Source organism: uncultured Mycobacterium sp., from assembly GCF_964249325.1.
Taxonomy (GTDB): Bacteria; Actinomycetota; Actinomycetes; order Mycobacteriales; family Mycobacteriaceae; genus Mycobacterium.
On sequence record NZ_CAXUCH010000054.1, the window covers coordinates 1 to 23,072 of the forward strand.

The 23,072-nt window shown below is 65.4% G+C and carries 23 protein-coding genes and 1 pseudogene; 15 read left to right on the plus strand and 9 right to left on the minus strand.

The genetic code is table 11. The annotated features are described in order from the left end of the window. A partial coding sequence (locus tag ACFE99_RS09570) for a beta-ketoacyl reductase (protein ID WP_375484619.1) occupies window positions 1-920 on the plus strand: 920 nt, incomplete at its 5' end. Between the two features lie 24 nt (window positions 921-944). Then, window positions 945-3,626 (plus strand): NAD-dependent epimerase/dehydratase family protein, encoded by a 2,682-nt coding sequence (locus ACFE99_RS09575; RefSeq protein ID WP_375484621.1) that lies wholly within the window; start codon window positions 945-947, stop codon window positions 3,624-3,626. 28 nt (window positions 3,627-3,654) lie between these two features. Here the strand turns inward: ACFE99_RS09575 and ACFE99_RS09580 are convergent, their stop codons facing one another. Further along, window positions 3,655-4,344 (minus strand): hypothetical protein, encoded by a 690-nt coding sequence (locus tag ACFE99_RS09580; protein ID WP_375484623.1) that lies wholly within the window; start codon window positions 4,342-4,344, stop codon window positions 3,655-3,657. A 76-nt stretch (window positions 4,345-4,420) separates the two neighbouring features. Here ACFE99_RS09580 and ACFE99_RS09585 point away from each other — a divergent pair, with 76 nt between their 5' ends. The 4 genes from ACFE99_RS09585 (at window position 4,421) to ACFE99_RS09600 (ending at window position 8,976) form a co-directional block, all read left to right on the plus strand. Next, complete coding sequence (locus ACFE99_RS09585; RefSeq protein ID WP_375484625.1) at window positions 4,421-5,926, plus strand: carboxylesterase/lipase family protein; 1,506 nt, start codon at window positions 4,421-4,423, stop codon at window positions 5,924-5,926. Window positions 5,927-5,999: 73 nt separating this feature from the next. Continuing rightward, entirely contained in the window at window positions 6,000-7,937 is a 1,938-nt protein-coding gene (locus ACFE99_RS09590; RefSeq protein ID WP_375484661.1) for a phosphotransferase, read from the plus strand. A gap of 64 nt (window positions 7,938-8,001) precedes the next feature. Continuing rightward, entirely contained in the window at window positions 8,002-8,484 is a 483-nt protein-coding gene (locus tag ACFE99_RS09595; protein WP_375484627.1) for a gluconokinase, read from the plus strand. A 57-nt stretch (window positions 8,485-8,541) separates the two neighbouring features. Further along, the gene (locus ACFE99_RS09600) at window positions 8,542-8,976 is read left to right on the plus strand and encodes a DUF2784 domain-containing protein (protein ID WP_375484630.1); all 435 of its coding nucleotides are present in this window, start codon (window positions 8,542-8,544) and stop codon (window positions 8,974-8,976) included. Between the two features lie 9 nt (window positions 8,977-8,985). Here the strand turns inward: ACFE99_RS09600 and ACFE99_RS09605 are convergent, their stop codons facing one another. The 3 genes from ACFE99_RS09605 to ACFE99_RS09615 are packed head-to-tail and all read right to left on the minus strand — an operon-like array spanning window position 8,986 to window position 11,136. Next, window positions 8,986-9,960: a DoxX family membrane protein gene (locus ACFE99_RS09605; RefSeq protein ID WP_375484632.1), complete on the minus strand. Its 975-nt coding sequence runs from the start codon at window positions 9,958-9,960 to the stop codon at window positions 8,986-8,988. A gap of 51 nt (window positions 9,961-10,011) precedes the next feature. Beyond that, the gene (locus ACFE99_RS09610; protein WP_375484634.1) at window positions 10,012-10,527 is read right to left on the minus strand and encodes a DUF6328 family protein; all 516 of its coding nucleotides are present in this window, start codon (window positions 10,525-10,527) and stop codon (window positions 10,012-10,014) included. Between the two features lie 36 nt (window positions 10,528-10,563). Next, window positions 10,564-11,136, minus strand: coding sequence for a TetR/AcrR family transcriptional regulator (locus tag ACFE99_RS09615; RefSeq protein ID WP_375484663.1), 573 nt, complete (start codon window positions 11,134-11,136; stop codon window positions 10,564-10,566). Window positions 11,137-11,218: 82 nt separating this feature from the next. Between ACFE99_RS09615 and ACFE99_RS09620 the strand changes: the two genes are divergently transcribed. Then, window positions 11,219-11,905, plus strand: coding sequence for a class I SAM-dependent methyltransferase (locus tag ACFE99_RS09620; protein WP_375484636.1), 687 nt, complete (start codon window positions 11,219-11,221; stop codon window positions 11,903-11,905). Here the strand turns inward: ACFE99_RS09620 and ACFE99_RS09625 are convergent. Genes ACFE99_RS09625 through ACFE99_RS09635 form a run of 3 tightly spaced genes read right to left on the minus strand, consistent with a single transcriptional unit; the run spans window position 11,883 to window position 14,942 of the window. Then, window positions 11,883-12,959, minus strand: coding sequence for a prenyltransferase (locus ACFE99_RS09625; protein ID WP_375484638.1), 1,077 nt, complete (start codon window positions 12,957-12,959; stop codon window positions 11,883-11,885). The genes ACFE99_RS09620 and ACFE99_RS09625 overlap by 23 nt on opposite strands. Beyond that, window positions 12,946-13,677, minus strand: a complete 732-nt coding sequence (locus ACFE99_RS09630) for a class I SAM-dependent methyltransferase (RefSeq protein WP_375484640.1) — start codon at window positions 13,675-13,677, stop codon at window positions 12,946-12,948. The genes ACFE99_RS09625 and ACFE99_RS09630 overlap by 14 nt, the downstream gene beginning before the upstream one ends. Further along, window positions 13,671-14,942, minus strand: coding sequence for a glycosyltransferase family 4 protein (locus ACFE99_RS09635; RefSeq protein ID WP_375484642.1), 1,272 nt, complete (start codon window positions 14,940-14,942; stop codon window positions 13,671-13,673). Before ACFE99_RS09635 ends, ACFE99_RS09630 begins: the two co-directional genes overlap by 7 nt. Before the next feature lie 319 nt (window positions 14,943-15,261). Here ACFE99_RS09635 and ACFE99_RS09640 point away from each other — a divergent pair, with 319 nt between their 5' ends. Together ACFE99_RS09640 and pncA are read left to right on the plus strand one after the other, a co-directional pair. Continuing rightward, window positions 15,262-15,504: a DUF6400 family protein gene (locus ACFE99_RS09640; protein ID WP_375484644.1), complete on the plus strand. Its 243-nt coding sequence runs from the start codon at window positions 15,262-15,264 to the stop codon at window positions 15,502-15,504. A gap of 277 nt (window positions 15,505-15,781) precedes the next feature. Beyond that, window positions 15,782-16,342 carry a pyrazinamidase PncA gene (gene pncA, locus ACFE99_RS09645; RefSeq protein WP_375484646.1) on the plus strand — a complete coding sequence of 187 codons (561 nt, stop codon included), beginning with the start codon at window positions 15,782-15,784 and terminating at the stop codon, window positions 16,340-16,342. Between the two features lie 18 nt (window positions 16,343-16,360). Here pncA and ACFE99_RS09650 read toward each other — a convergent pair whose 3' ends face one another. Then, entirely contained in the window at window positions 16,361-16,708 is a 348-nt protein-coding gene (locus tag ACFE99_RS09650; RefSeq protein ID WP_375484665.1) for a DoxX family protein, read from the minus strand. Between the two features lie 76 nt (window positions 16,709-16,784). On the opposite strand from ACFE99_RS09650, the gene ACFE99_RS09655 reads away from it, so the two are divergent. From ACFE99_RS09655 to ACFE99_RS09680, 6 genes and pseudogenes are all read left to right on the plus strand, one after another. Continuing rightward, the gene (locus ACFE99_RS09655) at window positions 16,785-17,741 is read left to right on the plus strand and encodes a sigma-70 family RNA polymerase sigma factor (protein ID WP_375484648.1); all 957 of its coding nucleotides are present in this window, start codon (window positions 16,785-16,787) and stop codon (window positions 17,739-17,741) included. Then, window positions 17,731-19,047, plus strand: a complete 1,317-nt coding sequence (locus ACFE99_RS09660) for an ABC transporter substrate-binding protein (RefSeq protein ID WP_375484650.1) — start codon at window positions 17,731-17,733, stop codon at window positions 19,045-19,047. The genes ACFE99_RS09655 and ACFE99_RS09660 overlap by 11 nt, the downstream gene beginning before the upstream one ends. Next, window positions 19,044-19,997, plus strand: a complete 954-nt coding sequence (locus ACFE99_RS09665) for a carbohydrate ABC transporter permease (protein ID WP_375484652.1) — start codon at window positions 19,044-19,046, stop codon at window positions 19,995-19,997. The genes ACFE99_RS09660 and ACFE99_RS09665 overlap by 4 nt, the downstream gene beginning before the upstream one ends. Next, a complete protein-coding gene (locus ACFE99_RS09670; protein WP_375484655.1) occupies window positions 19,984-20,826 on the plus strand; it encodes a carbohydrate ABC transporter permease in 843 nt (280 codons plus the stop codon). The genes ACFE99_RS09665 and ACFE99_RS09670 overlap by 14 nt, the downstream gene beginning before the upstream one ends. 28 nt (window positions 20,827-20,854) lie before the next feature. Beyond that, window positions 20,855-21,925: pseudogene (locus ACFE99_RS09675) on the plus strand (ABC transporter ATP-binding protein). 314 nt (window positions 21,926-22,239) lie between these two features. After that, window positions 22,240-22,479: a hypothetical protein gene (locus ACFE99_RS09680; protein ID WP_375484657.1), complete on the plus strand. Its 240-nt coding sequence runs from the start codon at window positions 22,240-22,242 to the stop codon at window positions 22,477-22,479. Window positions 22,480-22,887: 408 nt separating this feature from the next. Here the strand turns inward: ACFE99_RS09680 and ACFE99_RS09685 are convergent. Further along, the coding region (locus tag ACFE99_RS09685) for a hypothetical protein (protein WP_375484659.1) at window positions 22,888-23,072 on the minus strand (185 nt) is incomplete at its 5' end.

The following is a 23,072-nucleotide window of genomic DNA, read 5'->3' on the forward strand; positions in this document are numbered from 1 at the left end:
TGGCCGGGCTGGTGGGTTCGTCTGGTCAGGCCAACTATGCGGCGGCCAACGCGTTTCTGGATGCTTTGGCGGTGCACCGGCGGGCCAATGGTTTGCCGGCGATCTCGCTGGGCTGGGGGCTGTGGGATCAAGCCAGCGCAATGACCGGCGAACTCGGCGACGTCGACTTCGCCCGGTTCGCCCGCGACGGCATCGTGGCGATGTCCTCGGACGAAGCTCTGCAGCTGCTCGACACCGCGCTGATCGTCGACAAGCCGTTCCTGTTGCCGGCCCGCATCGACCTGACCGCCCTGAAGGCGAAATTCGACGGAGGCACATTGCCGCCGATGTTCGTCGATCTCATCAACGCGCCGGCCCGCCGCCAGGTCGACGACTCGTTGGCCGCCGCCAAATCGAAATCTGCTCTGCTCCAACGGCTCGAGGGCCTGCCCGAAGACGAGCAGCACACCATCCTGCTGGATCTGGTGCGGTCCAACATCGCCACCGTGCTGGGCAACACCACCCCGGAGGCCATTGACCCGCACCGTGCCTTCCAGGAGCTCGGGTTCGACTCGCTGACTGCGGTTGAAATGCGCAACCGGCTCAAAGCTGCCACCGGGCTCGCGCTGTCGCCGACCCTGATCTTCGACTACCCCAACTCGGCGGCGCTGGCCGGGTACTTCCGCCAAGAACTGCTCGGCGGTACACGGCCGGACACCCAACAGCCCGCGCCCGGGGAAGCTGAAATCCAGCGCGTGCTGGCCTCCATCCCGGTCAAGCGCCTGCGCCAGGCCGGGGTGCTGGATCTGTTGCTGTCGTTGGCCAACGAAACGAACGGCGCCGCAACATCGGACGCCCCGCCAGAGACCACAACGAAAGACATCGCCGAGATGGATCTCGACGATCTGGTCAACGCGGCGTTGCTCAACGACGACGAGTAGGCAGATGCGACCGAAGGTCACCCCGTGAGAATCGCGGTCACCGGAGCCAGCGGCGTACTCGGCCGCGGACTCGTCGCTCGATTGCTGAGCCACGGCCACGACGTCGTCGGGCTGGCACGGCATCGGCCTGACAGCTGGCCCAGCGCAGCGGAATTCGTTCGCAGCGACATCCGCGACGCAGCCGCCGTCCGGCGTGCTGTGGCGGGCGCCGACGTCGTCGCACACTGCGCATGGGCAACCAACCGCCACGCAGACGACCCGGTCAGCCAGGAAATCAACATCGGTGGCACCGCCAATGTGCTTGCAGCGATGGGCAAAACCGGCAGCCGCCGCATCGTCTTCGCGTCGTCGGCGCACGTGTACGGCACGCAGCAACTCGCCTCCCTGGCCAGCGAGCACGACCGGCCAGAACCCGGCTGCACCGAAGGCCGCCACAAAACCCGGGTCGAGGAGATGCTGGCCGAGTCCGGTGCCCAATGGGTGGCAATCCGCTCAGCGCTCGTCCTGGGCCGCGACGTCGACAACTGGCTGCAGTGGCTGCTGGCCTGCCCGGCGTTTCCCGACGTCGACGGATCCGCCGACCACCAGTTGCAGGTGGTACACACCGACGACGCCCTTCGCGTGTTCGTTCGCGCCGTGCTCGACGGCGACATCGAAAGCGGACCGCTCAATCTCGCCGCACCGGGCCAGCTCGCTTTCGCGGAAGTTGCAGCCGCGCTTGGGCGCCGAGTTGTGCCGGTCAACGTCGGCTCTGGGCGGTCGCTGCTGCAGCTTTGCGGCGCAACCTTTTTCGACAAGCTGAGCCTTGTTCAGAACGCGCCGCTGATGGATACCGCGCTGCTGCACGACCAGTGGGGCTTCACCCCAGCATGGAACGCTGAGGAATGCGTCGAGGACTTCGTGTTGGCGGTGCGCGGTCGCGTGACGCTGGGCACGCGAGTGGTGTCGCTGCCTTGGCAGCTCGCGCGCATTCAGGAAATTCCTGCGGTTGACGCACCAGCAGCCGACGGTGCGCTGCCCGTACCAGCCGGCCCCGAGGACGGCAACGGTGAATTCGACACTCCGATAGATCCGCGCTTTCCCACCTTTGTCGCCACCAACCTCTCCGAGGCGCTTCCGGGACCGTTCACGCCGTCCTCGGCGTCGGTGACCGTGCGTGGCCTGCGGGCCGGCGGCGTGGGCATCGCCCAGCGGCTTCGCCCCGGCGGCCTGATCCAGCGCGAAATCGCGATGCGCACGGTCGCGGTGTTCGCCCACCGCCTCTACGGCGCCATCACCTCCGCACACTTCATGGCCGAAACCGTGCCGTTCGTCAAACCGGCGACCATCGTCGCCAACAGCGGGTTCTTCGGACCCAGCGCGGCCGCGTTGCCGATCTTCGGCGACCAGCGCCCACCGTCGACCAGCGGCGTGGCACGCCACCTGCGCACAGTCCGCAACATCGGGGTATTCGGGGTCAACCTGGTGGGCCTTAGTGCCGGCTCGGCCCGCGACACCGCCGACTACGTCACCGACATCGACCGCCTGGAACGGGTGGTGGGCGACGATGTCAGCCGACTGGACGACAACCGGCTGCTCAGTTTGATTTCGCTGGCGCGGGATCATGCCGTGCACGGGTGGGTGCTGGCCTCGGGATCGTTCATGCTGTGCGCCGCATTCAACTCGATCCTGCGTGGTCTGTGTGGCCCCAACACCATGCCACCTGGCGGACCCGAGTTGGTCAGCGCGCGGCCGTTGGCCGCGATTCAGCGGTTGGCTGCTGCGGCCCGCCGCGACCCGGAAGTGGCCCGCCTGCTGTCCCAGCCCTGCGATCGCTTCGAGGCGCTGGCCAAGCACGCTCCGGAGTTTCATGCCGCGGTTCTCGACGAACTGGCGCTGATCGGACACCGCGGTCCGGCAGAAGTCGAGATGCGCTCGACCAGCTACGCCGACAACCCAGAGTTGTTGCTGGGCATGGTGGCCAAAGCATTGAACGCGCCGGCCGCGCCGCCGTCGCGGCGTCCCAACATCCCGGTGTGGGGTCGTCCTGTCGCAGCCGTGGCGACGCGGCAACTGCGCGAGCGCGAAGCCCGGCGCGACAAAATGGTCCGCGCGATCTGGGTGCTGCGAGGCCTGCTGCGCGAATACGGGCGCCGGCTAATCGATTCCGGTGTGATCGACACCGTCGACGATGTGTTCTACCTGCTGGTCGACGAACTCGATGCACTTCCGCCAGACGTTTGCGGACTGGTGGCGCGGCGGCGAGCCGAACAACGTAGGCTGGCGGAGATCGTGCCGCCCGCGTTTTTCAGCGGCACCTGGCAGCCCGGCACCGCGCTGGCGACCGTTCTCACACCTGGAGAAAGCCTGCACGGCCTTGGGGTATGCGGGGGACGCGTGCGCGGCCGCGTCCGCGTCGTGCGGCCCGAGACCATCGACGAACTGCAACCCGGTGAGATTCTCGTCGCCGAGGTCACCGACGTCGGCTACACCACCGCGTTCTCCTATGCTGCCGCGGTGGTCACTGAACTCGGAGGGCCCATGTCGCATGCCGCCGTGGTGGCCCGCGAGTTCGGGTTCCCGTGCGTGGTCGACGCAGCGGGCGCCACCCGCCGGCTGCCTCCCGGGGCGCTCGTCGACGTCGACGGCGTAACGGGCGAGATCCGGGTGCTCGCACTCGCCGACGACACCGCTGAGATCGACGCCAGCGCCGGGAAGTTCGAGTAGCTGGCGGCGATATCTCGGCGTGCTCCAATTACGTTGAGCAGCTGAACTTTTGGCCGATGCCCTCCGGGGGTGGCACCGGCTGCAAACAGCCGAACTGCTCGATCCCGGCGGCGGCAAATCGTACCGCTGACCGGTGCGCGTAGTTCACGCAGAACACGGCGGTTTGGTCGCTGCGACAACGGAAATCGCCGAACTCCAGTGACTCTCCTGACGCGAGCTCGGCTCCGTCACCGTTGGTGAAGGGCCCCGGATCAGCGCGGGCGGATCCCACTTGCAGGCTGATGCCGTCGAAATCGACCCAGCCGCCGCGCCATCCGCCGTACACGGCGGCCGGGCGCGGCGGGGGATTGATCAGGTGGACCAAGCAGGACAACGTGCCGCCGGTGTGCTTGGCGTCGGTCATGCAGCGCACCGTGGCGCCGGAGGCGGTGAACGCGATGTCCCGACCGAGGTCGATGGTAACGCCGTCGCGCGTCGCGCTGTGGTAATGAGTCGCGTCGGCAAGGCGAGCCGCCTCGATCCAGGCGATCACATCCGAGATCGGCGCACCCGCTTGCGGCGCAGCAGACGGCGCCGGCGGCTTGGTTGTCGACGGCGCAGCGGCTGTTGCGCTCCCGGACGTGTAAGGCGCCGAGGTCGTGGTTTGGCCCGCACGATTGCCGACCGACGAACACCCGGCGACCAGCAACAACGCGGCAAGCAGCACGGCGATGCGCATTTCGACAGGCTAGCTGTCCGAACCTGGTTCCCGGACTAGCCACGCGTGGGTAGATCGATTTAGCTACGGTCAACTCATGCACGAACACACCGTCCGCGCAAGCACCGCCACCGGCACCGTGGAAGGTTTCACTCGCGACGGGGTCAACCGGTGGCGCTCCGTTCCCTATGCCCGCCCGCCGGTCGGGCCCCTGCGTTTCCGCGCCCCCCAGCCCGCGGAGCCGTGGTCGGGCGTGCGCCACTGCCATGGATTCACCAACTGCGCACCGCAGCAACGCCGTTACACGATCGTCGGCGTGGGCAAGTACCAGCCGATGGGCGAGGACTGCCTGACGCTCAACGTAGTGACCCCACAAGACATTGGCGACAAGCCGCTGCCTGTCCTGGTTTTCATCCACGGCGGCGGCTACATCCTGGGCAGCTCGGCCACCCCGCTGTACGACGGTGTCGGGCTGGCCCGGCGGGGTTGTGTCTACGTATCGGTCAACTATCGGCTCGGTGCGCTCGGGTGTCTGGACTTGTCGTCGCTGTCCACGCCGGAGATCACCATAGACAGCAACCTCGTCCTGCGCGACCTGGTGATGGCGTTGCGCTGGGTCCGCGACAACATCGCGGCATTCGGCGGCGACCCCGGTAACGTGACCATTTTCGGGGAAAGCGCCGGCGCGCACGCCGTCGCCACACTGTTGGCCGTACCGGCAGCTAAAGGCCTTTTCCAGCAAGCAATTTCGGAAAGCCCGGCCAGTGGCATGGTGCGTTCGCGCGAGGTGGCAACCCAATTCGCGACCCGGTTCGCTGCTCTGCTGGGTGTGCGCAGGCAAGACGCCGCCCATGCGTTGATGCAGGCGTCGCCGGCCGAGCTGGTGGCGGCGCAGAACCGCCTGATCGACCAGGGCATGGAACAGCGGCTGGGCGCGTTCCCGATCGGTCCGGTCTTCGGCGACGACTATCTGCCGCTGGAGCCGATCGAGGCCATGCGGCGCGGCGAAGCGCACCGCGTGCCGCTGATCGTGGGCACCAACGCCGACGAGGGCCGGCTTTTCACCCGCTTCCTACCGCTGCTGCCCACCACGGAACCGATGGTCGAGGCGCTGCTGGCTGATACGGATCCGGCTGCCCGGGAACGCATTACATCCGCCTACCCGGGCTATCCCGGTCGCTCCGCGTGTGTGCGCCTTGGCGGCGACTTCGCCTTCAGCTCGGCCGCCTGGCAGATCGCCGACGCGCATGGCAAGCGCGCACCCGCCTATCTCTACAGGTATGACTTTGCCCCCCGACCGCTGCACTGGTCGGGTTTGGGCGCCACCCATGCCACTGAGCTGCTCGCGGTCTTCGGTGTCTACCGCAGCAAATTGGGCGCATTGCTGACCGCCGGCGTCGACCGCGCGGCCGCACTACGTGTCACCAAGGAAGTACAGCGCCGCTGGCTGACATTCAGCCGCACCGGAATACCGGGCGACGGCTGGCCGGCCTACACCGAGCAAGACCGGGCGGTGATGGTGTTCGACCGCAAGTCCCACGTCGAATTCGATCCGCACCCCGAGCGCCGGATGGCATGGGAGGGTTTCTCCCTTGCCCAGTGAAAACGCGGGCGCCCGAACCACACAGCAAATCGTCGAACGACCAAGCGACCTCACCGCCGACTGGCTAACGGGCATGCTGGACGCGCCCGTCGCGGATTTCAACATCGAGCGCATCGGCACCGGTCAGATGAGCGAGTGCTACCGCATCCAGCTGACCTATGCCCGCGACATCCCGCACGGGCCCAAGTCGCTTGTACTGAAGGTCGCCGCCACCGATCCGGTGAGCCGCCAGACCGGGCTGAACCTGGGACTCTACGAGCGAGAAGTACGCTTCTACCGCGAGATTGCACCCCGCCTGCGCGGCCCGGTCGCGCCGTGCTACCACGCCGCCTTCGACGCCGCGACCGGAACCTTCGATGTGTTGCTCGGCGATGCCAGCCCCGCCGTCGTCGGCGACGAAATCCGCGGCGCCACAGCGGGGCAAGCCCGGCTCGCGGTCACCGAGTTGGGCCGCCTGCAGGGTCAGCTGCTTGGCGACACTCGCCTTGCCGACGCGTCGTGGCTCAACCGCGATGCGCCAATCAACCAGGCGCTGATCACCCAGCTCTACGCCGGCTTCCTCGACCGTTACGGCGAGCGGATATCGGACCAGCACCGGCTGGTCTGTGACCGACTGGTCGCCGGATTCGACTCTTACCTGGCCGACGAGTCGAGTGAGGACCGCATCCACGGCCTGGTGCACGGCGACTACCGGCTGGACAACTTGCTGTTCGGCGCGGCAGGTTCCGATCGGCCCTTGACGGTAGTGGATTGGCAGACCGTCACCTGGGGTCCGGCATTAACCGACCTGGCGTACTTTCTCGGCTGCGCGCTGCCGGTGGCGGATCGCCGCGAGCAGTATGACGCTCTGCTGAGCGCCTACCACGAGGCCCTGGGCATTCACACCCCGCTCTCATTGGCTGACGTACATGAGGGGGTGCGTCGGCAGAGCTTTTTCGGCGTGATGATGGCAATCGTCTCGTCGATGCTGGTCGAACGCACCGAACGGGGCGACGCGCTGTTCATGACCATGCTGCAACGGCACTGCCAGCATGTGCTGGATACCGACGCGTTGGCGATCATCACCTCGGCTGCCCCTGCGCCGCTGCTGGCGGCGGACGCGGACGAGTCCGCGCACACCGCGACCGGCGAAGCGCTGTGGAGCGAAAGCTGGTACGCCGATTTCGCCGACGCTGCACAGGGTTTCGGCGGTTGGTTGCGGATCGGGTTGATACCCAACCAGCGCACCGCCTGGGTGCACGCACTGTTGTGTGGCCCCGACATTCCCACCGTTGCCGTGTCCGACTTCCACATTGCGCTACCGGATGATCCATGGCATGTGCGAACCGACACAATCGATTTCAGCCACTCCGCTGTCGAGCCGCTGCAGGCCTATCGCGTCGTGGTGCAAGCGCGGGGCCAGTCCTACACCGACCCGGCCGCTTTGCTGCGCGATGAATCCGGCCGCCCTGTCGAGGTCGCGATGGAGTTGACGTGGGCGACCGATGGCACGCCCTACCGGTACCGGTTGACCACGCGCTATGAGATTCCCTGTACGGTGTCGGGTCGTGTCACCGTCGACAAGACCACATACACCCTCGACGCGGTGCCCGGCCAGCGTGACCACTCATGGGGTGTGCGCGACTGGTGGAGCTTGGATTGGCTGTGGAGCGCGCTGCATTTGGCCGACGGCACCCATCTGCACGGCGTTGACATCCGGATTCCGGGCGCTCCCAAACTCTGCGTCGGCTACCTTCAGCAAGACGGTGATCTGACTGAGCTGCACACCGTGGACAGCCGAGAAACGTTCGACGCCAACGGGTTACCCGTAGCGGCAACGGTGACCGTCCATCCCGGTGACATCGCCGCGACCGCCGAATTGCGTGGGCATGCTCCCTTGCAGCTGGTGGCTACCGATGGCCGAGTGAGCCAGTTTCCACGCGCGTGGGCCACCGTCACCACAGCCGATGGCCGTCATGGGGTTGGCTGGCTCGAATGGAACCGCAACGTATGGCAATCGATCCCGACTTGACACAACCGAAGGGACGAGACCAAGGCCGACCCACGGGGCAAGCGCGTTGAGGCCGATCGTCGTCATGGGTGTGACCGGCTCCGGGAAGTCCACAGTGGGCGCCGCACTGGCTCAACGGCTCGGGGTGCCGTTCGCTGACGCCGATGCGTTCCACCCGCGGGTAAACATCGCCAAGATGGCCGCCGGTGAACCGCTGAACGACGAAGACCGCTTCCCGTGGCTGGAAACAGTCGGGGAGTGGCTGGCCGCTCACCGCGACGGCGGCGTGATGAGTTGTTCGGCGCTCAAGCGCACGTACCGCGACCAGTTGCGCCGACACTGTCCCGGCATCGAATTCTTGCACCTGAGCGGGTCCACTGAGCTTATCGGTCATCGCCAGGCTGCCCGTACAGGCCATTTCATGCCTGCCGCGCTGTTGAAATCGCAGTTCGACACGCTCGAACCGCTCGAGCCCGACGAGCGCGGTGTCGTCGTCGACGTCGATCAGCGTGTCGACGCCATCGTCGAAACCTTTCTGGAGGGATTTGCGCAGCGCCGCAGCGGATGACGCCGATCACCGGGGATCGCTAGCATACGGGTATCCCTCGTGGGAGGCAGCTGAACGATGTACCAGCTCCTGGTAGTGCTGACGGTGATCACGCACTGCGCGTTCATCTGCTACGTCGTCGTCGGCGGGTTCCTCGCCCTGCGCTGGCGTCGCACACTTTGGCTGCATATCGCGGCGGTGCTTTGGGGGACCGCCAGCGTGGTGGGCCACGTTGGCTGTCCGTTGACCGGGCTGGAACGCTGGGCCCGGCATAACGCCGGAATGCCGCCGCTTCCGTCGAAAGGGTTCATCGCCCACTACATCACTGGCGTGTTGTATCCCGTTAGTTGGGCCGGCGCAGTCCAGCTGGCCGCATTCACCGTCGTCGTGGTGTCGTGGGCGTTATACGCGTGGTCTGGCCGGCAGGTACCGATGCAACCCGCCGATCGGGAGCAGCGCGTTGACGACCGGTCAGCTCACGTCTTTGGCGCCAGGGCTAGGCCGCCCCGCTAGCGCATCGGGTTAGCGCTTACGGCGGGCCTTTGCCCGTTTGCGTGCGGTGCTGGCCAGTTCCTCGCCGCGTTCCAGGGCGGTCTCGGCGAATTCGGTGCCGCGTTCCCGGGCGGTTTCGGCCAGTTCGGGTGCTCGCTGGCGAACGGTTTCGGCGACTTCGGGTGCTCGCTGGCGAACGGTTTCGGCGAGCTCGGCTCCCCGCTCGCGAGCGGTTTCGGCGAGTTCGCTGCCACGCTCGCGGGCGACTTCGGCAAACTCGCTACCGCGGTGGCGAGCGGTTTTCGCAAGCCTGCTCCCGCGGTAGCGAGCGGTCTCGGCGAGTTCGCGAATCCGGTCGCTGTCGGCCAGTTCCTCACCGCGTTTGCGTGCTGCCTCCAGCAGCGGTGCCCCTTTCTCTGCCGCCGTGCTGGCCAGTTCGCGGCCTCGTTCGGCGCTCACCTGAAGACCATGGCCGATTTTTTCGCCCAGAACCTCGGTGTCGACAAGTGTTCCATTGGACCCCGTGAGAGGCAGCGCTCCGCTGACCGCCTCAGAAATCCGGCCCGCCGCCTGCCGGCCCCGCCATCCCAAGGACGGCTTTCCGGCCGTATCGGCGGACGCAATCATCAGTCCGCCGAGCAGGCTCAGGTCGGTCAGAAAGTCGCGCCGCTTCTCGGCTTTTCGCTGCGGATCTGGTTCGCTCCAAAACATATGTGCCCCAAGGCTGCCCGGAATGACCGTGCAGGCCAGCACAGCGGAGGCAACGCGGGGCAGCTTGCCGGTGGCCAGCAGCACGCCGCCGCCGACCTGGACGGCCGCGTTGACCCGTGCGAACGTCTCGTCGTCGGACGGCACCCTGGTACCGACTGGATCCGGTAGCTTGCGCAGCCCCGCCGCTGCGGGTCGCGCGGCATCCGCGGCCGCGCTCGGGTTTCGTAATGTCTCTACACCTTGGCCGATGAAAACCGCTGACAACAGTGGTCGAGCAATTCTGCGGATCAACATGGCCGCTGTGTTCCCTCGCTGGGCCGCATGCAAACCGCCGGCTGTATCGCCTCAGTGGACCTGCAGGTTGTCGCTGCCGGTGCGCATCCACAGCGGAAGGGCCACCCACAAAGCGGCTAGTGCGATCCACGCGCAAGCCCCGGCGATGACGGCGGCGATATGGCCCGCGACCGCGTCGAAGATCACCACCGTCACGCCGGTCAACGCGAAACCCAACAGCAGCAACCCGGTGTAGGCGAATCGGTGCGCGGTCGACACCAGTGATTTCAACCGATGCCGGCGAAACAGCAATCGGTGCATTGCGACCGGGGCGACCAACAGCACGGTCGCGGCTACCGAGCAGACCACCGTCGCGAGATACACCGCTCGCACGGTCCAGCTCAGTGCGTGGAACGGCTGCTGGAACGGCAATGTCAACAAAAAGCCAGTGAGCAACTGGACGCCGGTTTGTACGACACGCAGTTCTTGCAAGAGACTGCCCCAATTGCGATCCAGTCGCTCGGTTTCGGTCTCCTTGCGCGCGGCGTAGTCCCAGCCTTGGTCACGCTCGGGATGGTCGACGTCCACCCGTGCATCATGCCAGCTGACACGCCGTCAACGGCCTCACCCCAGGACAAGTCGGGCTGATTTCTCCAGCCGGTCGGCGATCTGGGTATAGGAGGCGTATCCCATGCCGGCGCGCACCAATGCACCCGCATACATCGACTCCAGCGTTTCCACGACGTCGGGATCGCAGTCGGGCCCGAGCGCAGTCACCAGCCGCTGGTGAATCTCACGGCCGATGCGCAACCGCAGCTGCTTGACCTCGGGATCACTGCCCAGCAATGCGTTGGTCACCGCGCCCGCCAGCTCGGGTTCGTCGGCGACCAAGAGCGCGATGTGGCGCAGCACCGCGATCACGCGGACAACCGGCTCAGCGGAGTCACTGCGCGGAGCCGATGTCGAGGCCAACCGCCGCCAGAAAACCTCGGCAACCAGGTGTTCCTTGGATGAGAAATACGTGTAGGCAGTGGCCGAGCCCACTCCCGCCTCCGCGGCGACCCGACGAATTGTCAAGCCGGAGAAGCCTTCCCGGCTCAACACGTCGATCGCTGCCCGGCCCAGCCGCTCGACGGTGTCGGCTTGCTTAGCGGTCAGTCGGCGCCGGGTCGACTCCCGAGCTACCGGGTCGGACACGTGTCTGGACACTACTACAACGTAGTATGGGCAGCAATAGAGGCCAGTGGCCGCCGGTCCTGCCGATAGTTAGGTTCAACTGATGAGTTCTTTGTCCAAGCACGACGGGCAGACCGCGCGGTTGTTCCATTTGGCTGATCGGGTCACCGGCTTTATGCCGGCCGACGAGGGTCGGGCGTTGCACGACGCCGCGCTCGGCTACTTCGACCATGGCGTTGGCGTCGAGATCGGCACCTATTGCGGCAAGTCGACACTGCTGCTGGGCGCGGCCGCAGTTGCCGCTGACAGTGTGCTTTACACGGTCGACCACCATCACGGTTCCGAAGAGCATCAGCCGGGCTGGGAATATCACGACGCTTCTCTGGTCGACGACGTCACTGGCCGCTTCGATACCTTGCCTACATTTCGGCGCACACTCGACGAGGCCGACGTAGACGACAATGTGGTGGCGGTGGTGGGCAAGTCGGCGGTGGTGGCCCGCGGGTGGCGAGCCCCGCTGCAGCTGCTGTTCATCGACGGCGGCCACAGTGAGGCCGCCGCGCACCAGGACTTCGACGGCTGGGCGCGGTGGGTGATGGTCGGTGGCGCGCTGATCATCCACGACGTGTTCCCCGATCCTCGTGACGGGGGGCAGGCTCCCTACCAGATCTATTGCCGCGCAGTGCAAAGCGGTGAGTTCCGGGAAGTGTCAGCCACCGGGTCGCTGCGGGTCCTCGAACGCACAGCAGGAGCAGCCGGTACCGCCGTCACCAATCCGTCGAGCTGCTGACGCACTCGCAGTCGAAATCGCCCTCCAGCCCGCGCGGCAGGTCGGTGCCGCGGAAGATGCCGCTTGCCGGTGTGGTCGACGACAACGCGTCGGCAGCCAAGATCACCGCCGCCCCGGTCCACGTGGTGCGCTCGACCGGCCAGCGCTTGCCGTCGCTGAACACCAGGCCGGTCCAGTAGGAGCCGTCGCTTTCACGCAAGTGCTGCATGGCCGCGAACTGCTGCAGCGCCTGTCGGCGGCTGCCGATCGCGTCGAGCGCCAACACCAACTCACATGTTTCTGCACCGGTCACCCACGGTCGGTCGTCGACACAACGGATGCCGAGTCCGTCGACCACGAAATCGGCCCACCGCTCGGCTATTCGCGCCTTTGCTGCCGGGCCCCGCAGCGCACCACCCAGAATCGGGTAATACCAATCCATAGAATGGTGCGGCTTTTCGGTGAACGCCGAGGGGTGCGCGGTGATGGCATGGCCCAGCCGGCCCAGTGCGACTTCCCATTCGGGTTGCTGTAGGTCAAGGTAAGTCGCCAAGGCCAGCGCACAGCGGATGCTGTGGAACACGCTGGCACAGCTGGTCAGCAGCGCCTCGGCAACCGGCCCCGAAGGACCACGTGCCCAGCAGATTTCGCCGCCCTCCAGTTGTAATTCGAGCACGAAGTCGATCGCGGCGCTCACCGTCGGCCACATTGCGGTAGCGAAGGCCCGATCACCGGTGATCAACACGTGATGCCACACACCAACCGCGATATAAGCGCAGAAGTTGCTGTCGCTGTTGGCGTCTTCGACGACACCGGCGCGCAACTGAATCGGCCACGAGCCGTCGGACCGCTGTTGCTGACGGCACCAGTCGAATGCCCGGCGGGCGGGCTCGATCAGACCTGCGGCGCTCAGCGCCATCGCGCATTCGACGTGATCCCACGGATCGGTGTGACCGTTTTCGGACCACGGGATCGCGCCAGATGGCTCCTGCACCGCCGCAATCGATTCCGCGGTCTGCCGACACTGTTCTGGAGTAAGGACGCCTGGCACGCCCGGCACGTCATACCAGTTCAACGGCGTGCACCGGTTTTTCGAAGTACAGCGCGATGCTCTTGCCCACCAGGGGGTTGAGCACCGATTCGGCCAGCCGGGTGACCCGCGGTTGCCGCGTGATGTCCCACACCAGCATCTTGTGATATGCGGACACCGCGGGATGATCCGGCCGAGACACTCCGACCAGGCATTTCAGCCACCAGAACGGCGTATGCAGACCGTGTGCATAGTGCGCATCTACGAATCGCGTTCCGGCGCGGGTGAATTTGGCGCGCAGCTTGCTGGCCCGATAGATCCGTACGTGGCCGCCGTCGTTGCTGTGGTATTCGTCGGACAGCAGCCAGCACACTCGTTCGGGCAACCACCGCGGCACGGTCACCGCCAAGGTACCGCCGACCTTGAGCACGCGTATCAATTCGTTGATCGCGGTGTCATCGTCGGGTACGTGTTCGAGGATCTCCGATGCGATGACGCAGTCGAAAGTCCCATCGGGGTAGGGCAATGCCAGCGCGTCGCCGACGACGGCCTCGGCCTTGGCCGACGCCGGGGCCTCGCCGTTCTCGGACATAGCGCGCAAGACCGTGCTGACATTGTCGAGTTCGGCGGCGTCCTGGTCGAAGGCGATCACGTCGGCGCCGAGTCGGTACGCCTCGAAGCTATGCCTGCCGGCGCCGCAGCCGACATCGATGACCTTGGTTCCGGGGCCGATGCCGAGCCGCTTGAAATCCACCGTCAGCACGGTTCGCCCACCGCGTCGACAGCACTGTGGCGCCGGGCGTTCCTGGCGATCGCGCGTTCGTAGACCTGAACGGTCTGCGCCGCCACCGATTCCCAGCTGTACACCTCGAGCGCCCGGCGGCGGCCGGCTGCGCCCAGTCGCTGCCGCTCCTGGGGCGAGGCCAGCAGAGCGCCCAGCACCCGTACCAGGTCGCTGGTGTCGCCCGGGCTTACCAGCCGGGCGCAGCTGCCGTCGGCCCCGAGCACCTCCGGCAATGCCCCGGCACGGCTGGCCACGATCGGTGTGCCACTTGCCATCGCTTCCACTGCGGGAAGCGAGAAACCCTCGTAAAGGGAAGGAATGCAAGCAATTTCGGCGGATGCCAATAACCGGGCAAGCTCACCGTCGGAGAGCCCGCTGGACGTGTGCACGATATCGGAGATGCCCAGCTCGGCGATCAGCTTCTCGGTGGGCCCGTTGGGCTCTAGCTTGGCGACGAGCTGCACCTCCAGGTCGTGTTCGACCCGCAGCTCGGCCACCGTGTGTAATAGATGCCCGACGCCCTTTAGCGGGATATCGGCGCTGGCGACTGCGATGATGCGGCCGGGAACTCGCGGCTTGACAGAAGGGGCGAATACGTCGGTGTCTACGCCCAGCGGCACCACGCAGAGCTGGTCGGGATGGACGCCGAAGTCGGTGGTGATGTCGGCGGCCGACGACGCCGAAACGGTGAGCAGATCGGGGATGCTGCGCGCCACCCGCTGCTGCATCTTCAAAAAGCCATACCAGCGGTGCACCAACGGTTTACGCCACCACCTGGCGGCGGCGAGGTCCAGCAGCCGGTCACGGGTGATTGGATGATGCACGGTCGCCACCACCGGCAGGCCCATGGCCGAAATGTCAAGCAGCCCAAAGCCCAAGCTCTGGTTGTCGTGGACGACGTCGAAGTCGTGTCGCCGGTCAGAGAGCAGTCGGGCGGCGCGCAGGCTGAAGGTGCGCGGCTCTGGGAAACCAGCGGTCCAAACGGTCGCCAACTCCAGCAGATCGATTCGGTCGCGGATCTCGCGGGGGTGCGGAATCCGGAACGGATCTGGTTCCCGATACATGTCCAGGCTGGGCACCTGTCGGAGCACCACCCGCGGATCGAGCACATCGGGATAGGGCTGACCGGAGAACACCTCGACGTGATGGCCGAGTTCGACCAGACCGCGGCTGAGGTAGCGGACGTATACGCCCTGTCCGCCACAGTGTGTCTTGCTGCGGTAGGACAGCAAAGCGATCCGCATGCTCATGCCCGTTCTAGTTGTGGCGGTGCTCGCGTCGATCACACCAGAAGGCCGTCAGCGAGCTGTCTGGACACGTGTCTGGACTATAGTTTGACGGCCTACGCGATGCAACGCACCTTGCAAGACGTCAAACCGCCCTGATGCTACTGACCGGCCTTTCCGTCGATGACCACCGGGCGCGCTGTCTGGCGATGGTGGGCCGGTTTCCCCAAAGCTGTGACGCAAATCAACGCAGATGTGTGAGCTACGTCATTGCATAGCCCGTCTATTTTAGGAGAGCCTAACCTCTCGTTGTATCGACAAGCCGGGAGCAAGGCTTATGCCCACGGACCCCACTGATCTTGAGTTCGCCTACGACCTGACATTGGACGAGGTCAGGCGCCGCACCGCGGTGCTCGAAGCGATGGGCGATGACTGGGACCCGGTCCGCGCGCTGGTCGACGAGGACAAGGCCTACGCCATGCTTTACTCCAACCTCGACGCCGAGCAGCAGCGGCACTATGACGACCTGGTCCGGGCCGGGGTGCTGCCGGAGCGGGCGGTGGACCGTGCTGCCGATTGACCCGCAGGCCGACAGAAGTCGACGGGCCTGGCTGGCCTGCCCGAACTGCGACCACGGCGCCGCCTGCGCTGAGTGCCGAAGCGGTCGCAACTGCCACACCCACTGGCAGTACCTGATCGGCAACAACGCCGCGGTGCTGCACCTGCAATGCCCGACATGTGCGCATTTCTGGTCTCTTGACACCCGACCGGGCCGCCGCCGGCCCGCCGCTTGACCTCGCTTTAAGCCAGCCGCTTACCAGGCGTCGCGGGACGGGCGCGGCGATATGGTGGAGGCTGTGCGGGCGTTGATCATCGTCGACGTACAAAACGACTTCTGCGAGGGCGGCTCGCTCCCAGTAACCGGCGGCGCTGCCGTCGCTCGCGCCATCAACGACTACCTGAGCACCAAGCCGGGCTACGACCACGTGGTGGCCACCAAGGACTTCCACATTGATCCCGGTGACCACTTCTCCGATGATCCGGACTACGTCTCGTCGTGGCCGCCGCACTGCGTGGCCGGCAGTCCGGGCGCCGACTTCCATCCCGATCTAGACACCAGCCGTATCCAGGCCGTGTTTTGCAAGGGCGCCTACTCCGCCGGCTACAGCGGCTTTGAAGGGAGCGACGACTCGGGTACGCCGCTCCTCGACTGGTTGCAGGACCACCACGTTGACCATGTCGACATCGTCGGCCTTGCTACCGACCACTGCGTACGCTCGACCGCCGAAGACGCCGCCCGCGCCGGCTTGTCCACCCGCGTGCTGGCGGACCTGACGGCGGGCGTGTCGCCGCAATCGACGAAGGCCGCCATCGAAAAGATGCGTGACGCCGGCGTCGCCGTCGCACGCAGCGGCTGATTGCTGCGGCGCGCTTGCTCAATGGGCCAGAGCCAAACCCAGCGACGCGGCCGACAGCAACAGATAGCCGCCAGGGAAAGCGATGTTCGACAGCACGCGCGAGCGCACATGCACGACCAAGGCGCCGATGAAGAATAACACCAGGCCGACCGCAGCCACGACGCCGATGAGGCGCAGGCCAAACAGCCCGGCGACCAGGCCCACCGCACCGGCGAGCTTGAGTGTGCCCAACATCGGCAGCCACGACTGAGGCACCCCGACCCTGGCCGAGTTCGCGAGTACGAACGAGGCCGGGATGTAGTCGGCCACGGCGATGCCCGCGGTAACGATCGCGGTGAGCACCGTGACGACGATGTATAGGCTCATGGTGGTCTCCTCTACAACGGTGCGTTTGGTGGATGTGCTCACCTCCATGACGGCTGCCGCGTAGAAAAGGTGACCCATGAGCGCAATTGACGACCTCGCGTCACGCTTCGACGCTGATCGACGACACCTGCGGTCGGTTGCGTTCCATTTGCTCGGCTCGACTGCCGACGCCGACGATGCGGTGCAATCGGCATGGCTGAAAGCCAGCAACGCCGACCTCGACGCCGTCGAGAACCTGACCGGCTGGTTCACCACAATCACTGCCCGGGAGGCCCTCGACCAACTGCGTGCCCGCAAACGACGAGCCGAGCAACCGCTGGCCGACGCCAGCGAATGGGAGCGCATCGCGCCAACCGCCGCCGCACCGGCGGACGAAGACGTGGTCCTGGCCGACGCCGTCAGCCGGGCACTGCTAGTGGTGCTGGACAGACTGTCGCCGGCGCAACGCGCCGCCTTCGTGCTGCACGACCTCTTCGGTGTGCCATTCGAGGCGGTCGGAGAGGTGTTGGACCGGTCGCCTGGAGCGGCCAAGAAACTGGCAAGCCGAGCCCGTCAGCTCCTGAACGCGACCCCGTCCGCCGAACCCCGGCGCACACGCGAACACCTGCAGATCGTCGAGGCGTTTTTGGCGGCCTCCCGCGGCGGCGACATCCCCACACTGCTGCAACTCTTGGCCCCGGACGTCGTTCGCCGGGTCGACCGCATCCTGGTGCCCGACGACGTGCCCACCGATATACGCGGCGCCCAGCACGTGGCCGAGGAAACGCGGCGGTTCGCCCAGCGCGCAGAAGCCGGCGTGGTACTGCTCATCGACGGCGTTCCCGGGATCGCGATCGCCCCAGCCGCACAACTGCAGGCCCTGCTGCGCATCGGCATCGGAGACGATCGCCGCATTCACACCATCGACATCGTGGGCGACCCCGAACGCCTTCGCACCGCCGAACTCGCCATCCCCGCCGGGGCACTCAGGAATATCACAGTTGCGTCGGCTACCAACGACACCGTGCCGACCTCGGTGCGCCATGGCCGCTGACGGGTTCGGGCGGCGCACGCTGTTGCGGAGCGCCGCCGTAGTGGGCGCGGCGTCGCTGGCGCCGTGGCCCCAAGGGTGCAGCACCGACGATGGGGCACTGACATTCTTCTTCGCGGCCAATCCGGAAGAAGCCGACGCCCGGCTACGGGTCATCGACGCGTTTCAGTGCCGGCATCCCGACATCAAGGTTCGGACGGTGCTATCCGGCCCCGGCGCAGTACAGCAGATATCGACTTTTTGCGCCGGCGGCAAGTGCCCGGATGTGCTGATGGCGTGGGAGATGAGCTACGCCGTTCTTGCAGCCCGCGGCGTACTGCTGGACCTCAATACCTTGCTGGCGCGGGACACACCGTTCGCTGCGCAGCTGAAGGCCGACAGCATTCCGTCGCTGTATGACACCTTCACCTTCGACGGCGGCCAGTATGCCTTCCCGGAGCAGTGGTCGGGGAACTACTTGTTCTACAACAGGCGACTTTTCGCCGAGGCGAACGTTCAGACACCGCCGCGCAGCTGGGAGCAGCCGTGGAGCTTTGCCGAATTCCTCGACACCGCAAGAGCTCTGACCAAGCGTGACGATTCGGGGCGGGTCAGCCAGTGGGGATTTGTCGACACGTGGGCCCCGGCGTACTCCGCTGGGCTGTTCGCCATGAACAACGGCGTACCGTGGTGCACCCCGCGGACGAACCCCACTCACGTCAACTTCGACAACGAGGCATTCATCGAGGGCGTCCAGTTCTACGCCGACCTCGCGACTAAACACAAGGTGGCGCCGACGGCGACCGAGCAACAGTCGATGTCCACGATGGACCTCTTCTCGGGCGGCAAGGCCGCGATGGCGCTGGGCGGACACTGGCGATACCAGACGTTCGACCGGGCAGAAGGGGTGGACTTCGACGTCACCGTATTGCCAACCGGACCCAACGGCCACGGCGCCCACTCGAATATCGGTACTACGGGGCTCGCTATCGCGGCGAGCAGCCATCGCAAGCAACAAGCATGGGAATTCGTGAAATTCGCGACCGGCCCGGTCGGCCAGGCATTAATCGGAGAATCACGCCTTTTCGTGCCGGTACTGCGGTCCGCGATCAACTCCACCGGTTTCGCCCAGGCGCACAGCAGAATCCGCAATATCGCGGTGCTTACCGGCGGACCCGCCCACTCCGAAGGCCTGCCGATCAGCCCGGCGTGGGAGAAAGTCAATGCTCTCATCGACCGCAACTTCGGACCCGTTCTGCGCGGCGCGCGGCCCGCGACATCGCTCGCCGGGTTGACCGGCGCCGTTGAGGAAGTGCTACGCCAGCCATGACAACGACCCACGAACCCGCCACCCCAGCGCTGGCCGGCCCGACAGGCCGTCGCGTTGCGGCGCGTCTACGCGCCCGGGCCGGACGGCTTTTCGTGGCACCTAATTTGGCCGCAGTTTCGGTGTTCATGCTTTTCCCGCTTGGATTTTCGTTGTATATGAGCTTTCAGAATTGGGACGTGTTCACCCCGCCGAGGTTCGTCGGGCTGGCCAACTTCCGCGCGCTGTTCAGTTCCGATCCGCTGTTTCTCATCGCGCTGACCAACACGGTTGTCTTCACTGTCGGCACGGTGGCCCCGACAGTGCTGATCAGCCTCGTCGTCGCGGCAGTGCTGAACCGAAAAGCAAAGGGAATGGGCTTTTTCCGCACCGCTGCGTTTCTGCCGCTGGCGGTGTCGTCGGTGGTGATCGCCGTCGTGTGGCAGTTCGTCTTCAACACCGACAACGGACTTCTCAACATCATCTTCGGCTGGATCGGCGTCGGTCCCGTCCCGTGGCTGGTTGATCCAAAGTGGGCGATGGTCTCGCTGTGCCTGGTTAGTGTGTGGAAGAGCGTGCCATTCGCCACGGTCGTGCTGCTGGCAGCCATGCAGGGCGTGCCGGACACGGTCTACGAGGCGGCCAGAATTGATGGCGCCGGCGACATACGACAGTTCCTCTCCATCACGGTGCCGTTGATCCGCGGCGCGGTGTCGTTTGTGGTGGTGATCTCGATCATCCACGCGTTTCAGGCTTTCGACCTGGTCTACGTGCTCACCGGGCGCAACGGCGGTCCTGAGACCGGGACCTATGTGTTCGGCATCATGCTCTTCCAGCACGCGTTCGGGTTCTTGGAGTTCGGCTACGCGTCGGCGCTGGCCTGGGTGATCGTCGCGATTCTGCTGGTCTTGACCGTGCTGCAGTTGCGGTTTGTGCGGCGAAGCTCCTTGGAGGTGGACCGTGGTTTTGGCTGAGCAAGTGGTCAAACGCCGTCTGCTGCGCGGTGTGGCGCTCTATGTTGCGCTGAGCGGGATCGCGTGGTGGGCGCTGTTCCCAATCCTGTGGGCGTTGTCTGGGTCGTTGAAGACTGAAGGTGAAGTCACCATGCCGAGGCTATTGCCGTCGCACCCGCGGTGGTCCAACTACAGCGAGGTGTTCGGCCTGATACCGCTCTGGCGCATGTTCTTCAACACGGTCCTTTACGCCGGGTGCGTCACAGTGGGCCACGTGTTCTTCTGCTCGCTCGCCGGTTATGCGTTTGCCCGGCTGAGGTTTCGGGGTCGCGATGTACTGTTCGTTTTGTACTTGGGAACGTTGATGGTGCCACTGACGGTGACGGTGATCCCGCAGTTCATCTTGATGCGGATCTTCGGGTGGACCGATACACCGTGGGCGATGATCGTGCCGGGATTGTTCGGCAGCGCGTTCGGTACCTACCTCATGCGGCAATTCTTTCGTACCCTGCCCGCAGAATTGGAGGAAGCCGCGATTCTCGACGGATGCACACCCTGGCAGATCTACTGGCGAATCCTGTTGCCGCACACCAAACCAGCGCTGATGGTGCTGGCGGTGCTCACTTGGGTCAATGTCTGGAACGACTTCCTATGGCCGCTGGTGATGATCCAGCGCGACAGCATCGCTACGCTCACCCTCGGTTTGGTGCGCATGCAGGGGGAGTACGTGGCTCGATGGCCGGTGCTGATGGCGGCGTCAATGCTGATTCTGTTGCCGCTGGTGGTCGTCTATGCCGTCGCGCAACGGTCGTTCATCCGCGGTATCGCCGTGAGCGGGCTCGGTGGCTGATCGGATAGTTTGAAAGCGGTTATTTGCAGTGGCTTCGGTGACTTTCGAACAAGCGACACGGCGCTATTCCGCGGCTACGCGGCCCGCCGTTGATCGATTGGACCTGGCCGTCGGCGACGGTGAATTCGTCGTTCTGGTCGGACCGTCCGGGTGCGGCAAAACCACGTCGCTGCGGATGGTTGCGGGCTTGGAACCGGTAGATTCGTGAGACATCAAAATCGGCGAGCGCGATGTCTCCGACGTCGAACCAAAATAGCGCGATGTGGCTATGGTCTTTCAGAACTATGCCCTGTACCCGCATATGAGCGTTGCACAAAACATGGGCTTCGCGTTAAAGGTGGCCCGCACGCCGAAGGCAGAAATCCGCGAACGAGTGCTGGATGCAGCGCGGCTGCTGGACTTAGAGCCGTATCTGGACCGCAAGCCGAAAGACCTTTCCGGCGGCCAGCGTCAGCGCGTGGCCATGGGCCGTGCCATCGTGCGCCGCCCACAGGTATTCCTGATGGACGAGCCGCTGTCCAATCTCGATGCCAAGTTGCGGGTCCAGACGCGTAGCCAGATAGCCGGGTTACAACGGCGGCTGGGCACTACCACTATCTACGTCACCCATGACCAGGTCGAGGCCATCACGATGGGCGACCGCGTCGCGGTCTTGCTTGACGGTGTGTTGCAGCAGTGCGCGACGCCTCGTGAGCTCTACCGCACTCCAGCCAACGTGTTCGTCGCGGGGTTCATCGGCTCACCGGCGATGAACTTGTTCGCACTGCCGATCGTCGAGCATGCAGCTTCCCTGGGCGACTGGCGGATTCCGGTCCCGAGGCAGGTCAGCGAGGCCGGCGGTGAGGTTGTCGTCGGCGTCCGCCCGGAGCACTTCGGCGTGGGCGGCGTGGGTGTGGAAATGGAGGTCGACGTCGTCGAGGAACTCGGCGCCGACGCGTACTTGTACGGCCGAATCGCCGCCGCCGACACAACCGCGGGACAATCCGTGATCGCCCGCGCCGACGGGCACAACCCGCCGCAGCGGGGCAGCCGAGTGCGGCTGCACCCGCAACCCGGCCACCTGCACTTCTTCGACACAGCCGGCCGCCGGATCACCTAGACGCGGGGCGCCGAGACCCGGCGGCAAAAGCGTCACGTTGGTGAACAAGACCTGACCAGGATGGCCATCAGGTTAACAACTGTCCGGCGCCAGCCCCATCTGGTTCAGAGCGTGGATACTTCTTGGATACTTGCAAAGCACATCGGCAAGTCGGGAGGTCTCCCATGACGCAACCAATGGAGTCGGCCACTTTGGCGCCATCCCGACAGGTAATCGACCGAGCGGCGAACGACCGTGTCACCCTCCGGATGCGAGAACATCCGTCGATGACGAGATCCGCTGCGGGAAGTCGGAGCTTCACAGCGGAGCGCGGTATGACCCGTCAGGTAAATCCTGCCGACGCGGCCCAGGCGCGGCTCTTCGAGACCATCCTGCAAATGGAGATCGCGCAACTCCAGCAACTGGTCGCAGTCCTCAATTCCGGTCGGGGCGAGGCGAGTATGGCCGACGGTCGGCCACCGGAAACGCTCAGCGAGCTGTGTGCCCGCATCGAAGACGTCCATCATCTTCTGCAGCGTCTGCGAGATCGGTTCCCCCACCGCACCGTGCTCTGATAATGGCTTGCGCTGTTATGTCTTAGCTGCACCGCTATCGCCAGACCCCAAACCCGTTAACTCCATGCTTGTGCGCCACAGGTCGGCCGCTTTCGCGTGGTCGTAGGAATCGGTTGACGAGCGTATAGTGCGGAAACCCGAAAGTATTGCCCCGATACGGTTTCCAACGCTGGGTCGGTGACCAGTCGAGCGACGGCTTCAGCAGCAGTCCGTCCTTGTTGCCGAAGTGCCAATACACGACGTCACAGGTACTCCGGCGGCTATACAGATCGCCGACACCGGTGCGGCGGCATATCCTGTTTCGGCGACCAGCTACTCTGCGGCGTCGAGAAACAGCTCGCGGAGCGCGCTCCGCGCTGATCAGCTTTGGTGACACGAGCAGGTGTCACCACGCTACTGTCGCGAGCGTCACATACAGGCGTCGACGGTTTGATCGGCGCCGCCTTGGCGATCAAGATGATGGGCGGCGCATTCCCGTTTTAGCGTGCTCGGCACCGGATATTGGGTGCGATAGGCAAGGACGTCGGCGGGTCGGAGTTGTCTTATGACGCAGTTCGCGGATTCAGGGCCGCTGGCGTTGCCGGGCCGAGATG

What these genes read in the sequence shown, in the direction of transcription:
- ACFE99_RS09580 (WP_375484623.1), bottom strand. Translation starts at nt 4,344, where the DNA reads ATGCGCATCGCCGTGCTGCTTGCCGCGTTGTTGCTGGTCGCCGGGTGT.
- ACFE99_RS09585 (WP_375484625.1), top strand. Translation starts at nt 4,421, where the DNA reads ATGCACGAACACACCGTCCGCGCAAGCACCGCCACCGGCACCGTGGAA.
- ACFE99_RS09590 (WP_375484661.1), top strand. Translation starts at nt 6,000, where the DNA reads ATGCTGGACGCGCCCGTCGCGGATTTCAACATCGAGCGCATCGGCACC.
- ACFE99_RS09595 (WP_375484627.1), top strand. Translation starts at nt 8,002, where the DNA reads ATGGGTGTGACCGGCTCCGGGAAGTCCACAGTGGGCGCCGCACTGGCT.
- ACFE99_RS09600 (WP_375484630.1), top strand. Translation starts at nt 8,542, where the DNA reads ATGTACCAGCTCCTGGTAGTGCTGACGGTGATCACGCACTGCGCGTTC.
- ACFE99_RS09605 (WP_375484632.1), bottom strand. Translation starts at nt 9,960, where the DNA reads ATGTTGATCCGCAGAATTGCTCGACCACTGTTGTCAGCGGTTTTCATC.
- ACFE99_RS09620 (WP_375484636.1), top strand. Translation starts at nt 11,219, where the DNA reads ATGAGTTCTTTGTCCAAGCACGACGGGCAGACCGCGCGGTTGTTCCAT.
- ACFE99_RS09635 (WP_375484642.1), bottom strand. Translation starts at nt 14,942, where the DNA reads ATGCGGATCGCTTTGCTGTCCTACCGCAGCAAGACACACTGTGGCGGA.
- ACFE99_RS09640 (WP_375484644.1), top strand. Translation starts at nt 15,262, where the DNA reads ATGCCCACGGACCCCACTGATCTTGAGTTCGCCTACGACCTGACATTG.
- ACFE99_RS09650 (WP_375484665.1), bottom strand. Translation starts at nt 16,708, where the DNA reads ATGAGCCTATACATCGTCGTCACGGTGCTCACCGCGATCGTTACCGCG.
- ACFE99_RS09655 (WP_375484648.1), top strand. Translation starts at nt 16,785, where the DNA reads ATGAGCGCAATTGACGACCTCGCGTCACGCTTCGACGCTGATCGACGA.
- ACFE99_RS09660 (WP_375484650.1), top strand. Translation starts at nt 17,731, where the DNA reads ATGGCCGCTGACGGGTTCGGGCGGCGCACGCTGTTGCGGAGCGCCGCC.
- ACFE99_RS09665 (WP_375484652.1), top strand. Translation starts at nt 19,044, where the DNA reads ATGACAACGACCCACGAACCCGCCACCCCAGCGCTGGCCGGCCCGACA.
- ACFE99_RS09680 (WP_375484657.1), top strand. Translation starts at nt 22,240, where the DNA reads ATGACCCGTCAGGTAAATCCTGCCGACGCGGCCCAGGCGCGGCTCTTC.